Here is a 13,259-nt window from a genome sequence, read left to right on the forward strand (position 1 = left end):
ACCCGCACTGAATTCCCACATCGAAACATTTTGTCGCCTATCCAATGCCTTGAAACCGGACTTATTGCCGGTTCGGTTGCGTTTCGATGGGATCGAAATCTTCCGATTCAAAGCGTTATGGTAAGGCGGCAGCTGAGGGAAAACGGGCTACAACGGGCAGTTTCGTGTGTTTTACACGACTGGTTTTAGGCCGCCGCGCTCTGGTTGCAGGATACCCATGCAATCAGGCGTTGCATTAGCGCATTTAGTGCAACATCAAGGTGCGTTCGCCCTTGCATTTGCCTGCCCGGGCAGGTGGGCTGCACAGTCCGCAGACGTATTGGCGGGGGTTTTCGTACAGCTCGGTGACAAATTTACCGCCGCAGCTGCTGCACTGGGTCATGTTGAGCATGTTGGCATCGACAAATTTAACCAGCCGCCAGGCGCGGGTGAACGACAGCAGCGGATCGACCTCGGCGGCAACGATCTGCTCGCTGTACAGGCGGTAAGCCTTGGTCAGGATGTCGATGGAGTCCATGTCCATGCTTTTGGACAGGTATTCGTAGATGTTCAAAAACAGCGAGGAATGGATGTTTTCCTGCCAAGACAAGAACCAGTCGGTCGAAAACGGCAGCTGGCCTTTGCTGGGCGACTTGCCCGACACCTCTTTGTACAGGCGCAGCAGGCGCTCGTAGGACAGATCAGTTTCCGATTCCAGCACCTGCATGCGGGCACCCATGCGGATGAGTGCCGCGGCGCGTTCGATTTGCTGCGAGTCTTGCAGCACGCTCTTGGAAGGCTTGGGCACTTTGGTGGCAGTAGCAACAGAGGTGGCGGTCATGCTCGGCTCCCTACAGGACTTCGGCCACACGGCCTGCCATCAGGATGTTGGCGTGCAATTTGTTGGTGGCGGGGTTGCCCACCTTCTTGATGTCGTGGTTGGTCAGCAAGCTCCAGACCAGGCTGTCTTCTACGCGGAAGTGGCACAGTAGCATGTTACCCAAGGCCAGTTTCAAAATTTGTGCGGCCGACAGGGCACCCAGGATGTCGGCGGCTTCTTCGTTGATACCGAGGCGGAACAGGGCCTCGGCCTTGTCCTGGCGGATCAGGCTTTGCGCCAGCATGAGGTACGTCAGATTGGCCTCGCGGATTTCGGCAATGATCTGTTCGGTGTTCATGGTGTGTCCTTTGGTCTGCCCGGTTCAGGCTGCATTGCGCTTGTCGCAATCTGCTGTTTCCCGATCCGTTGAAATGGATTGTGAATACCCCCCAATCAAAAATTAAGTCGGGGAGCATCCATACCGCAGGTCAGATTTTTACCGGGCTGTGTAAGAAATTCCCTTACACAATAGACACAAAACCTTACACAAGCTCGGGCACTGGGACCCGCCCCATCAGAGACGCAACCGCGTCAGCCGGGAGAATGCGCCCGTCCAGCAAAGCCACCACGCTGTGGGTGATGGGCATGTCCACGCCCAGGCTGTGCGCGCGCTGTGCCACGGTGCGGGCGCTGTACACGCCCTCGGCTACATGGCCCAAAGAGGCCACTGCCTGGCTCAAGGTGTGGCCTTGGGCCAGTAACAAACCCACCTGGCGGTTGCGGCTCAAATCGCCGGTGCAGGTCAGCACCAGATCGCCTAGGCCCGACAGGCCCATGAAGGTCTCGGCCTTGGCACCCAGGGCGATGCCCAGGCGCGTCATCTCGGCCAGTCCACGGGTGACCAGTGCCGCCCGTGCATTCAGGCCCAGACCCAGGCCGTCGCACAGGCCGGTGGCAATGGCCAACACGTTCTTGACCGCGCCGCCCACTTCCACACCGACCACATCGTCGCTGGCGTAAACCCGCAGCGTCGGGCTGTGGAAGGCCTCGACCAGGGCATCGCGCACCTCGGCACGGCTACTGGCAGCCACCAGGGCTGTGGGCTGGCCACGGGCCACTTCCTGGGCGAAACTGGGGCCGCTGAGCACGCCGTAACGTGCAGCCTCATGCACCGATGCATTTGCTATTGATTCAATAGTTACCTGTGCATGTATTTCATGGGCTAGCAGCCCAAAAGGCTTGGAATCTGGGGGTTCGAACCCCTTGCACAGCCACGCCACCGGGGCGGCACAGCCCGCAATGTCTTGCAGCATGCGGCGCAAGCCCGACATAGGGGTGCCAATGATGGCCAGATCGTGGTCCGCCACCAGCGCGGCCAAGGCCTCTGGCAATACAGAACAGACGGTTAACGCTTCGGGAAAAGGGATGCTGGGCAGGTAGCGCTGGTTGCAGCGCTGGGCCTGCATGGCAGCCGCCTGCTCGGCATCGCGCGCCCACAGCGTGACGCTGTGGCGCTGGCTGGCACTGATGGCCAGCGCGGTGCCCCAGGCCCCCGCGCCCAGAACCGCGATTCTCATGGGTTTACTGCAGAGTTGCAGTGGGCGCTTCTACCGCGGCTGCAGCGGCGTTGGCTTGCTGCTGCTCGTACATCGCTTGGAAGTTGATTTCGGCCAGGTGCACTTGCGGGAAACCGGCGCGCTGGACCAGATCGGCCACGTTGCTACGCAGGTAGGGGTAAACGATTTGGGGGCAGGCGATGCCGATGATCGGGCCCATCTGCTCTTGCGACATGTTGCGGATTTCGAAAATACCGGCTTGCTTGGCTTCCACCAGGAACACAGTCTTGTCGCCAATCTTGGTTTGCACGGTGGCCGTCACAGCCACTTCAAAAATGCCATCCGCGACCGGGTTGGCATCCACGCCCAACTGGATTTCCACGGTGGGTTGGGTGGGGTCCAACAGGATGCCAGGGGAATTGGGCTGCTCCAGCGAAGCCTCTTTCAGGTACACGCGCTGGATTTGGAAAACGGGATCTTGTTGCTCGGACATGGTGTTCTTTCAATTCAAAACAAAGCCCGCCGGAGAAACCACAGCGGGCAAAAAAAGCAAACGAATTATTGCCGATCAGGAAGGCAATTCAAGCAGCACTTCAAGCTGCATTAAGCAAGGGCAGCAAACCACCCCGCCCGTCCAAGGCCACCAGATCGTCACAGCCACCGACATGGGTGTCGCCGATAAAAATTTGCGGCACGGTGCGCCGACCCGTCATCTCCATCATGGCCGCACGGGCCTCGGGGAGCTGGTCCACGCGGATCTCGTCGATCTGCTCTACGCCTTTGCTTTTCAGAATTTGCTTGGCGCGGATGCAGTAGGGGCAAACGGCGGAGGTGTACATCTTGACGGCTTGCATTGAGGCGACTTTCGGCAGGTAAAACGATAAAACTTTAGCTGGGGTGGGGCTCAGGACTTTTCAAGCGGCAGGTTGGCCTCTTTCCAGGCCTTGAGTCCGCCGCTGAGCACTTCGGCCTCGGCGTAACCCAGCTTTTTGGCAGTTGCCAGGGCTTTGTTGGCCCGTGCACCCGTGGCGCACACCAAAATCAAGGGTAAAGATTTGTTTTTGACCGCGGCGGCCAGCTTGTCTTCCAACTGGCCCACCGGCAGGTTCTTGGCTGCAGCAATATGGCCGTTTGCGAACTCATCGGCCTCGCGCACGTCCACCACCACCGCTTTGTCGCGGTTGATGCGCTGCACCGCGCCGTTGGCCGTCAAGGCACCGGCACCCGCGCCATTGGCAATCACAGGCCACAGCAAGCCGCCACCCGCGGCCAGCGCTATCGCAATCAGCATCCAGTTGTCTATTAAAAACTTCACTTTGCACCTTTTATTTATGGTTTAGCGGGACTACCCCGAACCAGCGATTTTAGAATGGCGTGCTGCCCCTTGCGGGAAGCCTTATTTTTGGCCTCCCTTTTCATCTACCGAGACAAGCCGCCCTATGTACAAACTCGTTCTGATCCGCCACGGCGAATCCACCTGGAATCTTGAAAACCGCTTCACCGGCTGGACCGATGTGCCGCTGACCGACACCGGCATCGCTCAGGCGCAAAACGCGGGCCGCCTGCTGAAAGCCGACAACTATGAATTCGACGTGGCCTACACCAGCGTGCTCAAGCGTGCCACCCACACCCTGTGGCATTGCCTGGACCAAATGGACCGTACCTACCTACCGGTGGTACACAGCTGGCGCCTGAACGAGCGCCACTACGGCGCTCTGCAAGGCCTGAACAAGGCCGAAACCGCCAAACAATACGGCGACGACCAGGTGCTGGTCTGGCGCCGCAGCTACGACACGCCACCACCCGCGCTGGAAGCCACCGACCCGCGTTGCGAGCGCAGCGACCCGCGCTACGCCAAGCAAACCGCCGACCAGGTGCCGCTGACCGAATGCCTAAAAGACACTGTGGACCGCGTGCTGCCATTCTGGAACGAAGCAATGGCCCCCGCCATCAAGGCCGGTAAACGGGTGGTACTGGCCGCCCACGGCAATTCGATCCGCGCCCTGATTAAATACCTGGACAACATCTCCGATGACGACATCGTGGGCTTGAACATCCCCAACGGTATTCCACTGGTGTACGAGCTGGACGAAAACCTCCGGCCGATCCGCCACTACTATCTAGGCGATGCCGAAGCCGCCGCTGCTGCGGCAGCTGCCGTTGCCGCCCAAGGCCAGAAGAAATAAGCCTATAAAAAGGTTTACACGGAACGTATCCATGCAAGTGGATACCAACGTGTATATTGACAGTGAACTGAAAGATGCTTATGGGCCAGAAACTCAAAATTACCGGTTGGATTGCCGCCGGTGCCATTGCCGGAGCCCTCACCACGGTTTCGCTACAAACCGTGGCCCGTGGGGCCATGGCGCCGCTGCCACTGGAAGAACTACAACAGCTTGCGGCGGTCTTTGGCATGGTCAAAACCGACTACGTAGAGCCGGTAGACGAGAAAAAGCTCATTAGCGACGCAATTGCGGGCATGGTGGCCAGCCTGGACCCGCATTCGCAGTACTTCGATAAAAAGTCGTTCAAGGAATTTCGCGAAGGCACCACGGGCCGCTTTGTGGGCGTGGGCATCGAGATCACCCAGGAAGACGGGCTGGTCAAGGTGGTCTCGCCCATCGAAGGCTCACCGGCCTTCCGCGCGGGCCTCAAGCCCAACGACCTGATCACCAAGATCGACGACACCGCCGTCAAAGGCTTGGCGCTGAACGATGCGGTCAAAAAAATGCGTGGCGAACCCAACACCAAGGTCAGCCTGACGATCTTCCGCAAGGACGAAAACCGCAGCTTCCCAGTAACCATCACCCGCGAAGAAATCCGCACCCAATCGGTGCGCGCCAAAGTTATTGAGCCCGGCTACGCTTGGGTTCGCCTGAGCCAGTTCCAGGACCGCACGGTGGAAGATTTCGCCACCAAAATCACCGACATCTACAAGCAAGAACCCAAGCTCAAAGGCTTGGTGCTGGACCTGCGCAACGACCCGGGCGGCCTGCTGGATGCTGCTGTGGCCGTGTCGGCCGCCTTCTTGCCTGAAAACGTGACCGTGGTGTCCACCAATGGCCAGTTGGCCGACAGCAAATTCACCTATAAGGCTTCGCCCGAGTTCTACCAGCGCCGTGGTGCTGATGCCCTGGCCAAACTGCCTGCGGCCCTGAAAACCGTGCCGCTGATCGTGCTGGTCAACGAAGGCTCGGCCTCGGCCAGCGAGATCGTCGCCGGTGCCCTGCAAGACTACAAACGCGGCACCATCATGGGCAGCCAGACCTTTGGCAAGGGCTCGGTCCAAACCGTGCGCCCGCTCGGCCCCGATACCGGCCTGAAGCTGACCACCGCGCGCTACTACACGCCCAGCGGCAAGTCGATCCAGGCCAAGGGCATCGTGCCCGACGTGATGGTTGATGACACCGAAGACGGCAATCCCTTCGGTGCCCTGCGCATGCGCGAAGCCGACCTGGAAAAGCACCTGAACAGCGGCCAAGGCGAAGAGAAAAAAGACGAAGCCCGTGAAAAGGCCCGTGACGAAGCCCGCAAGCTGCTGGAAGCCGAAGCCCTGAAACCAGTTGCCGAGCGCAAGCCGCCACCGGAATTTGGCAGCGAAAAAGACTTCCAGTTGATCCAGGCGATCAACCAGTTCAAGGGCAAGCCGGTCATCGTCAGCAAGACCATGGTCGAGCGCAAAGAAGAGAAAAAAGAACAGTAGTTAGCGCCCTGCCTCCATCCAAAAGCCCCGCTCTGCGGGGCTTTTCATTGCGACAATGCCAAGATGAACGACGACCAACTGCTGCGCTACTCGCGCCACATCCTGCTGGACGACATTGGCATTGAAGGACAAGAGCGGCTTTTAAATGCCCACGCGCTGGTGATCGGTGCAGGCGGACTGGGCTCGCCGGTGGCGCTGTACCTGGCCACGGCGGGCATTGGCCACATCACCCTGGTGGACCACGATACGGTGGATTTAACCAACCTGCAGCGGCAAATTGCCCACAGCCTGGACCGCCTCGGCCAGCCCAAGGTGGATTCGGCCCGCACGGCCATGCAGGCCATCAACCCCGAGGTGCAGATCACCACCATCCACGCCAGGGCCGATGCCGCGCTGCTGGACGCGCTGGTGGCCCAGGCCGACGTGGTGCTGGACTGCTGCGACAACTTTGCCACCCGCCATGCCGTCAACATTGCCTGCGTGCGCCACCGCAAGCCGCTGGTGTCGGGCGCGGCCATCCGCATGGACGGGCAGATCAGCGTGTTCGACGCGCGCAATCAAGCATCGCCCTGCTACGCCTGCGTGTTCCCACCCAGCGAGGATTTCGAGGAAACCCGCTGTGCCGTGATGGGCGTACTGGCACCGCTGGTGGGCATCATCGGGGCCATGCAGGCTGCAGAGGCCATCAAGCTGGTCAGCGGTGCGGGCACCTCGCTGGCCGGGCGGCTGCAAATGCTGGATGCGCGCAGCATGGCCTGGAACGAAATCCGCATCCCACGCGACCCGGCGTGCAGCGTGTGCGGGCCCCAATAAGCCGCCTGCCCCTATACTCCTATTTTCATAGCTACCTGTGTAATAGGAATATGCGCTAGATGCCTAAAATCCTTATAAATTTGGTTAACTTCCAGCGCTGGTTTCCGTTTCTCAACTGGCCGCGTCCCGACCGCAGCACCATGCTCGGCGAACTCTGGGCCGGGCTGACGGTGGGCATGATGGTGATTCCCCAGGGCGTGGCCTACGCCGCGCTGGCAGGTATGCCGCTGGTCACGGGCATCTACGCCTCGCTGCTGCCCGCACTGGTGGCGGTGCTGTGGAGCTCGTCTACCCGCCTTTCGGTGGGGCCGACCGCGCTGAGCGCTTTGCTAGTGGGCACGGCGATGCTGGGTATGGCCGAACCTGGCAGCACGCAGTGGGTCACGTTGGCGGTATGGCTGGCTCTGCTGTCAGGGCTGCTGCAGATCGTATTGGGGCTGGGGCGCTTTGGCTGGCTGTTGAATCTGGTCAGTGCGCCGGTGTTGACCGGCTTTACCCAGGCGGCGGCGGTGCTTATCGTGTTGTCGCAACTGCCTGCCCTGGTGGGGCTCAAAGGGCCGCTGGGAAGCCTGCTGCACCAGCCACAGATCGACTGGCAGGCCACGGCATTCGGGCTGGGTGCGCTGGCATTGCTGGTGCTGGGCAAGCGCTGGTGGCCCAAGTTTCCGGTGCTGATGGTGTTGGTAGTGGCCAGCGCGCTTTTGAGTTCCTGGTTGGGCTTTGCCATGGGTGGCGGCGCAGTGGTGGGTGCCCTGCCCGCCGGTCTGCCTGCGCTGCACCTGCCCGGCCTGATTTCTCTGGCGCAGCTGGGCGACTTGGCCCTGCCGGTGCTGGTGCTGACGCTGATCAGCTTTTTAGAAACCGCGTCCAGCGCCAAGGTGGACAACCAGCGCGGCGGCACCCGCTGGAACGAAAACCAGGACCTGATCGGCCAGGGTATGGCTAAGGTGGCATCGGGCCTGTGCGGGGCGTTTCCTACCAGCTCATCGTTCTCACGCTCGGCCATCAACCTGTACGCTGGGGCCAAAACCGGCTGGGCGACGATTTTCTCAGTGCTGCTGGTTTTGCTGGTGCTGTTGTGGTTGACCCCGGCGCTGTACCACGTGCCGCAGGCAGTACTGGCGGCGGTGGTAGTGGCTGCGGTGTCCAGCCTGGTGCAACCGGCCGAGTTGCGCCGTATCTGGCGCGCCGCCCCGGTGGAGGCACTGACCTGCGCCACTACCTTTGTGCTGACCCTGGCCACCGCACCAAAGCTGTACTGGGGCGTGTTGGCCGGTTTGCTGATGGCTTTGTCGCACTTTTTGTACCACCGGTTGCACCCGCGCATCATCGAGATTGGCCTGCACCCCGATGGCAGCCTGCGCGACCGCCATCTGTGGAACCTGCCGCCGCTAGCCCCGCACCTGTACGCGCTGCGCATGGATGCCGAGCTGGACTTTGCCTCGGCCAGCAGCCTGGAGCGGGCCGTGATGGAGTACCTGGCGCTGCACCCTGGCGTGCGCCAGGTCTGCCTGTTTGCCCAGCCGATCAACCGCATTGATGCCACAGGAGTAGAAACTTTTGGCAAACTGCGCCATGCTCTAGCCCAAAACCATATCACCCTGCACCTCAGCGGCATGAAGCTGCCGGTCGAAAATGTGCTGCGCCGTGCCGGAGAGCTACCACCCAACGCAGTGCGCCTGCACCGCACCGACCACGATGCGTTGTTGGCGCTGCAGCACGGCCTGGATGATTTTGCGATCTGAACTGATATACAAAGCCGGTAAAGATAGCGACTGGCCCGGTGGAGCAAGCCATATCCCGGCTTGGTTGACGACCAGATACTGTTAAACTTTCTGTAACTTTTGGCTCATAAACGTGTCTTCATCGGTAACCTACTCGTCCATGGAACTACGCGATTTGCGCCTGGAGTCGGCTTGTGCCCTGCTACAGCAAGTGATGCCCCCGGTGGACACACCCTACCCCGCTGCCTATCTGCAGACGATGATTGATGGCCTGTGCGATTTGTCGCTCAGGGATCCGCTCACCGGCCTGTCGAACCGCCGCCACTTCAACACGGTGCTGGAGGCCGAGGTAGACCGCGTAGCCCGCTCCGGCGAGGCGGCGTTGCTGCTGCTGATCGACATCGACCACTTTAAAACTGTCAATGACACCCACGGCCACCCGGCGGGCGACCAGGTGTTGCGCGTGGTGGCCAAAGCGCTGCAAGCCTGTGTGCGCCCCATGGACACGCTGGCACGCTACGGCGGCGAAGAATTTGTGGTGGTACTGCCATCGTGCCAGCCGTCTTTCGGCCACGCGGTGGCCGAGCGCATCCGCCGCAGCATTGAAAACACCCGAATCCCGCTGGGGCCCGGGGTGGAACTGCAGGTCACCATCAGCATCGGCGGCGCATTTGCGTTGCAGTGGATTCGCTCCACCACCGAGCTCTGGACTGACCGAGCCGACCAACAGCTATACCTGGCCAAGACCACTGGGCGTAACCGCCTGTGCCTGGAGCCCCAACCCGAGAGCCATGTCAGCGCCGAAGAGAAAAATTTGTTGTTTGGTCATTTGTCTGCCGCAGAACCGGCTTGGATTGATATGTCGTCTGGTGTCGCCAATGGCAGCACTGGACAAAGGTAAGCCGTGATGAGCAACATTCTGAATTCCCCTCCTTTCTTTTCTTCCAGCAGTGGCGGTGCCAAGGTTTTGGCCATCACCAGTGGCAAAGGCGGCGTAGGCAAAACCTTTGTCTCGGCCAATCTGGCAGCCGCCCTGGCCAAACGTGGCCACCGCGTACTGGTACTCGATGCCGACCTCGGCCTGGCCAACTTGGACGTGGTGCTAAACCTGCACCCCAAGATCACCCTGCACGACGTGTTTACCGGCAAAGCCACGCTGGACGAAGCGATTGTTAAAGCCCCCGGCGGCTTCTCGGTGCTGCTGGCGGGCTCGGGCATGGTCGAGTATTCGCGCCTCACCCCCGAGGTGCGTGACGAGTTCTTGCAGGTGGTGCGCACCCTGATGCCGCGTTTTGACGTGCTGCTGCTGGATACCGGCGCAGGCATTTCAGACGTGGTGCTGTTCTCGGTGTCGCTGGCTTCCGAGGTGCTGGTGGTGGCCACACCCGAACCCACTTCGCTGACCGATGCCTATGCGGCCATCAAGGTACTGGCCACCCAGCAAAAGCGCCAACACGTGCGCATGGTGATCAACCAGACTGCCCGACCCGGAGATGGCCGCGCCATCACCACCCAGTTGCAGCAGGTGCTGGACCGCTTTGTGACCAACGGCACCGGCCGCTCGATCCGCTTGATCCATGTGGGCGACATCCCGGCCGATACCTCGGTCCGCGAAGCCGTAATGCGCCGCCAACTGCTGATGGTGAGCACCCCCGGCTGCCCGGCCGCGCTGGCCGTGTCGGAACTGGCCCGCAAGCTAGACGAAACCGTGATCTCGCCCGCCGAGTCACGCAATTAATTAAATAGCAGCCGCCGCAGGATCTACGGGCGCTAGCGGCGCAAACAGCACTACCTGGTTGCGCCCCTGCTGTTTAGAGCGGTACATCGCCATATCGGCATTTTTAGACAGCGCAATTTCGTCCTTGCCATGGTCGGGGTAGATGGCGACACCGGTGCTGGACGAAATGTGCACCATCTTGCCCGCCACCACTTCAAAGCTCTGGTTCAGCGCATGGCGGATTTTCTCGGCCACTGCCAGGGCATCGCTGCCATCGTGCACGGTGGGCAGTAACACCACAAACTCGTCGCCCCCGATACGGGCCACGGTATCTGAGGCGCGTACGCTGTCGTGCATGCGCTGGGCTACGGCCTTGAGCAGCACATCGCCCACCGCGTGGCCCAGGGTATCGTTCACCGGTTTGAAATGGTCCAGATCCACATACAACAGAGCCAGCCGCCCGCGATTGCGGTTGGCCTGGACAATGGCCTGTTTGAGCCGGTCGTCGAACAGCGCGCGGTTAGGCAGTCCGGTCAAGGTGTCATGCTGCGCCATGTGGGCCATGCGATCTTCAATGGCTTTGCGGCCTGTGATGTCACGCACCACCCCCACAAAACAGGCCACGCCTTTGAAAGTGGCGGGCTGCGCCGACAAAATTCCCACGATGGTGTTGCCGGTTTTGGTGACCAGCGCGACCTCCAGATTTTCACAAAACTGGTGCTCGGCCAGTTCTTTGCGGTACCGGCGGCGGTCGTCGGCAGACTTCCAGATCGGCAAAGCGCCTATCGAGATGCTGACCACATCACCGCGCTCGTAGCCAGTCATGGCGGTAAAGCCCTTGTTGATGTCCACCACCAGGCCATCGGCTTGCTGGGTGATCACCATGCCGTCGGGGCTGCTGTCAAAGATCAGCTCAAAGTGCTCTTTGGTTTCGCGCAGTTCGGTCGTCATCTGGGTGGCCATGATGACGGTACGCGCCCGGTCACTCAGCAACACCCACGCCAACAAGGCCAGCACGCCACTCAAAAACATCCCGTTGCGGGCGATCATCTGCGCCTTGTTGTGGGCCGGTGAATCGGGGACATCGGCTTGCTCCGCCATAGCCAGGGTCCAGGTGCGGCCCGCTACCTGCAGGTACTCCAAGGTGTCTGCCGAACCCTGCACCTTGGGCAAGTGAGTGGGTGTGGAGTCGAACAGCAGCGACTGGTTGCTGAGTTCAACACCATCAAAAATCCGCACCCCACCTGCGTGGGTACCCAGACCAGGCAGGCCCGCCATCCAGGCATCCATGCGGCACGGTGCCACCACCCAGCCCAGCAGATTGGCCCGCCGCTCTTCCACCGTCGCAGTGGGTGCGCCCAAATGGTAGACCGGCAGAAACATCACAAACCCGACACGGGCGCCAGCCCCGCCCTCCAAGGGGCGTGTGAGTTTGGCAGTAATGGCACTGGCCCCGGAATCGCGGGCACGCTCCAACGCAGCGCGGTAGTCCGCATTGGCCATCAAGTCTTGGCCCAGCATGCGTTTGTCGGGCTCTACAGAAGGCTCCAGCTGCACCAAGGGAGCGTATTGCGGGCGGCTGCCCGGGGGCGTAGTTTCATAGTTCAAATAGCCTTGTGAGCGCATCATGGCTTCCAGCTCCGGCATCTGTGCCGCATTCAGCAAGGGAGCCCAGCCCAAGCCCACCATCCCGGCCATGTCAGCGCCAAGCTGCAAGGCATCGACATAGCGGGCAAAAGCCTCACGCCCCACCGGTGCGCCCGCAGAAAACAGACCCTGTACGCCCCGCAACACCTGCTCTTGGGCACGCATGCGCTGCTCCACACGGTTGGCAAAAGCTTGCACGCTGGCATCCATGCGCGCACGCTGGTCGATCTCTGCGTTGCGGGTTTCAAACTGCCACAACCACCAAGTGGTCCCCAGCGACAACACCAGCACCAGCAGCGCGCCACCCAGGTGATGGAGCCAATTGTCGGGGCGCATCAGTTTCAAAACACCACCATTTCGCGGGCCAGCGCAGGCGGGAAATACTTTTCAAAAATCCGCAGCACCGTGCCGTCGTTGCGCATTGACTGCACCAATGCCACCCACTTGGTGATCTCAACCGGGGGGATGGATTTCTTGGAAATAATGAGCCCGTGCGGCACGGGAGGATCGTTAAACTCGACGATCTGGGTCGTGTCCTTGATCTGTTTGGCCTCGACATCGCCAATGTCGAAAGGCTCGATCACCATGCCCTGGATGCGCCCCAAAATCAACACTTGGTACAACGGATCCAGACCCGATGCATAGCTGACCCGGCCTGCCTGGGCCAGCTTGTCAAGCATGCGGTTGGCATTGCTGCTGTAACGGAAGCTGCGAATGGCACCTAGCTTCATCGCAGGCTGGGCTTCAAAGTCAGACAGTTTTTGCACATTGGTGCTTTTATTCACCAGCAGGTAGTACTTGTTGGAAAAATACCAGGCAAAGGCAGCGTAGGTGTTGCGCTCCTCGGTGGCGATGCCCGACAGGCTGAAGTCCAGCGCACCCGACTCAATCAATTGCCAGATGCGTGCGCGCGGCAATACGCTGGTCTGGATGCTGCAGCCACTGCGCTGGATCAAGGCATCGGCAAAGTCTTTGTCAATGCCCGCATCCAAGTCAGCCGAATACAGCAAGCCATGCACATGCAGGGCCAGTGTCAGCGGCCTGCCGCAATCTGGCCGCTCGTCCGCCGCCCACACAGCATGGCTTAACAGCAACCCCCACAATAAGTACCCACATTTGCAAACAAAAGAATACATAAGTTGCACGCAATATTTAAAACACTGACCTTGCCCCTGGAATCCGTATCCCATAACCGAGCTCATGAGTTGGCTTGCTTGGGCTGATTCGCAAGCCAGTTCTGCTCGAACTGCACCGGGCTGACATAGTCCAGCGTCGAATGCAGTCGAGTCCGGTTATACCA

Annotated in this window: 15 protein-coding genes; 6 read left to right on the top strand and 9 right to left on the bottom strand. The window is 60.5% G+C overall.

Annotated elements, in window-relative coordinates:
* Positions 1-244: 244 nt before the first annotated feature.
* The 6 genes from flhC to Q0T48_RS05195 form a co-directional block, all read right to left on the bottom strand.
* On the bottom strand, positions 245-820 hold the full coding sequence (gene flhC, locus Q0T48_RS05170; protein ID WP_295953376.1) for a flagellar transcriptional regulator FlhC: 576 nt from the start codon (positions 818-820) through the stop codon (positions 245-247).
* 10 nt (positions 821-830) lie between these two features.
* Entirely contained in the window at positions 831-1,157 is a 327-nt protein-coding gene (flhD, locus tag Q0T48_RS05175) for a flagellar transcriptional regulator FlhD (RefSeq protein ID WP_295953378.1), read from the bottom strand.
* Positions 1,158-1,341: 184 nt separating this feature from the next.
* Positions 1,342-2,376 (bottom strand): NAD(P)H-dependent glycerol-3-phosphate dehydrogenase, encoded by a 1,035-nt coding sequence (locus tag Q0T48_RS05180; RefSeq protein ID WP_295953381.1) that lies wholly within the window; start codon positions 2,374-2,376, stop codon positions 1,342-1,344.
* A 4-nt stretch (positions 2,377-2,380) separates the two neighbouring features.
* Positions 2,381-2,848, bottom strand: coding sequence for a protein-export chaperone SecB (gene secB, locus Q0T48_RS05185; protein ID WP_295953383.1), 468 nt, complete (start codon positions 2,846-2,848; stop codon positions 2,381-2,383).
* 100 nt (positions 2,849-2,948) lie between these two features.
* Positions 2,949-3,209, bottom strand: a complete 261-nt coding sequence (gene grxC, locus Q0T48_RS05190; protein WP_295953386.1) for a glutaredoxin 3 — start codon at positions 3,207-3,209, stop codon at positions 2,949-2,951.
* 50 nt (positions 3,210-3,259) lie between these two features.
* Positions 3,260-3,670 carry a rhodanese-like domain-containing protein gene (locus Q0T48_RS05195; RefSeq protein WP_295953387.1) on the bottom strand — a complete coding sequence of 137 codons (411 nt, stop codon included), beginning with the start codon at positions 3,668-3,670 and terminating at the stop codon, positions 3,260-3,262.
* 124 nt (positions 3,671-3,794) lie between these two features.
* Here Q0T48_RS05195 and gpmA point away from each other — a divergent pair, with 124 nt between their 5' ends.
* The 6 genes from gpmA to Q0T48_RS05225 all read left to right on the top strand — a co-directional run bounded on the left by gpmA (position 3,795) and on the right by Q0T48_RS05225 (position 10,333).
* A complete protein-coding gene (gene gpmA, locus Q0T48_RS05200) occupies positions 3,795-4,541 on the top strand; it encodes a 2,3-diphosphoglycerate-dependent phosphoglycerate mutase (RefSeq protein ID WP_295953390.1) in 747 nt (248 codons plus the stop codon).
* An 80-nt stretch (positions 4,542-4,621) separates the two neighbouring features.
* Positions 4,622-6,058, top strand: a complete 1,437-nt coding sequence (locus Q0T48_RS05205; protein WP_295953393.1) for a S41 family peptidase — start codon at positions 4,622-4,624, stop codon at positions 6,056-6,058.
* 63 nt (positions 6,059-6,121) lie between these two features.
* Complete coding sequence (gene moeB, locus Q0T48_RS05210) at positions 6,122-6,871, top strand: molybdopterin-synthase adenylyltransferase MoeB (protein WP_295953395.1); 750 nt, start codon at positions 6,122-6,124, stop codon at positions 6,869-6,871.
* Positions 6,872-6,930: 59 nt separating this feature from the next.
* Positions 6,931-8,616, top strand: coding sequence for a SulP family inorganic anion transporter (locus Q0T48_RS05215; protein ID WP_295953399.1), 1,686 nt, complete (start codon positions 6,931-6,933; stop codon positions 8,614-8,616).
* A gap of 139 nt (positions 8,617-8,755) precedes the next feature.
* On the top strand, positions 8,756-9,496 hold the full coding sequence (locus tag Q0T48_RS05220) for a GGDEF domain-containing protein (protein WP_295953406.1): 741 nt from the start codon (positions 8,756-8,758) through the stop codon (positions 9,494-9,496).
* 6 nt (positions 9,497-9,502) lie between these two features.
* Positions 9,503-10,333 (top strand): MinD/ParA family protein, encoded by an 831-nt coding sequence (locus tag Q0T48_RS05225; protein ID WP_295953401.1) that lies wholly within the window; start codon positions 9,503-9,505, stop codon positions 10,331-10,333.
* Here Q0T48_RS05225 and Q0T48_RS05230 read toward each other — a convergent pair whose 3' ends face one another.
* The 3 genes from Q0T48_RS05230 to Q0T48_RS22030 form a co-directional block, all read right to left on the bottom strand.
* Positions 10,334-12,295 (bottom strand): diguanylate cyclase, encoded by a 1,962-nt coding sequence (locus Q0T48_RS05230; protein ID WP_295953408.1) that lies wholly within the window; start codon positions 12,293-12,295, stop codon positions 10,334-10,336.
* 5 nt (positions 12,296-12,300) lie between these two features.
* The gene (locus Q0T48_RS05235; protein ID WP_366887933.1) at positions 12,301-13,035 is read right to left on the bottom strand and encodes a transporter substrate-binding domain-containing protein; all 735 of its coding nucleotides are present in this window, start codon (positions 13,033-13,035) and stop codon (positions 12,301-12,303) included.
* Between the two features lie 122 nt (positions 13,036-13,157).
* Positions 13,158-13,259: IS3 family transposase (locus tag Q0T48_RS22030; RefSeq protein ID WP_366887934.1), on the bottom strand; the 102-nt coding region annotated here is incomplete at its 5' end.

Source organism: Rhodoferax sp., from assembly GCF_025354435.1.
Classification (GTDB): Bacteria; Pseudomonadota; Gammaproteobacteria; order Burkholderiales; family Burkholderiaceae_C; genus Rhodoferax_B.

Excerpts from the sequence above, each read along its gene's own strand:
- flhC (WP_295953376.1), bottom strand. The coding sequence starts at position 820 with ATGACCGCCACCTCTGTTGCTACTGCCACCAAAGTGCCCAAGCCTTCC.
- Q0T48_RS05225 (WP_295953401.1), top strand. The coding sequence starts at position 9,503 with ATGAGCAACATTCTGAATTCCCCTCCTTTCTTTTCTTCCAGCAGTGGC.
- Q0T48_RS05220 (WP_295953406.1), top strand. The coding sequence starts at position 8,756 with ATGGAACTACGCGATTTGCGCCTGGAGTCGGCTTGTGCCCTGCTACAG.
- Q0T48_RS05205 (WP_295953393.1), top strand. The coding sequence starts at position 4,622 with ATGGGCCAGAAACTCAAAATTACCGGTTGGATTGCCGCCGGTGCCATT.
- Q0T48_RS05215 (WP_295953399.1), top strand. The coding sequence starts at position 6,931 with ATGCCTAAAATCCTTATAAATTTGGTTAACTTCCAGCGCTGGTTTCCG.
- flhD (WP_295953378.1), bottom strand. The coding sequence starts at position 1,157 with ATGAACACCGAACAGATCATTGCCGAAATCCGCGAGGCCAATCTGACG.
- moeB (WP_295953395.1), top strand. The coding sequence starts at position 6,122 with ATGAACGACGACCAACTGCTGCGCTACTCGCGCCACATCCTGCTGGAC.
- Q0T48_RS05180 (WP_295953381.1), bottom strand. The coding sequence starts at position 2,376 with ATGAGAATCGCGGTTCTGGGCGCGGGGGCCTGGGGCACCGCGCTGGCC.
- grxC (WP_295953386.1), bottom strand. The coding sequence starts at position 3,209 with ATGCAAGCCGTCAAGATGTACACCTCCGCCGTTTGCCCCTACTGCATC.
- secB (WP_295953383.1), bottom strand. The coding sequence starts at position 2,848 with ATGTCCGAGCAACAAGATCCCGTTTTCCAAATCCAGCGCGTGTACCTG.
- gpmA (WP_295953390.1), top strand. The coding sequence starts at position 3,795 with ATGTACAAACTCGTTCTGATCCGCCACGGCGAATCCACCTGGAATCTT.
- Q0T48_RS05230 (WP_295953408.1), bottom strand. The coding sequence starts at position 12,295 with ATGCGCCCCGACAATTGGCTCCATCACCTGGGTGGCGCGCTGCTGGTG.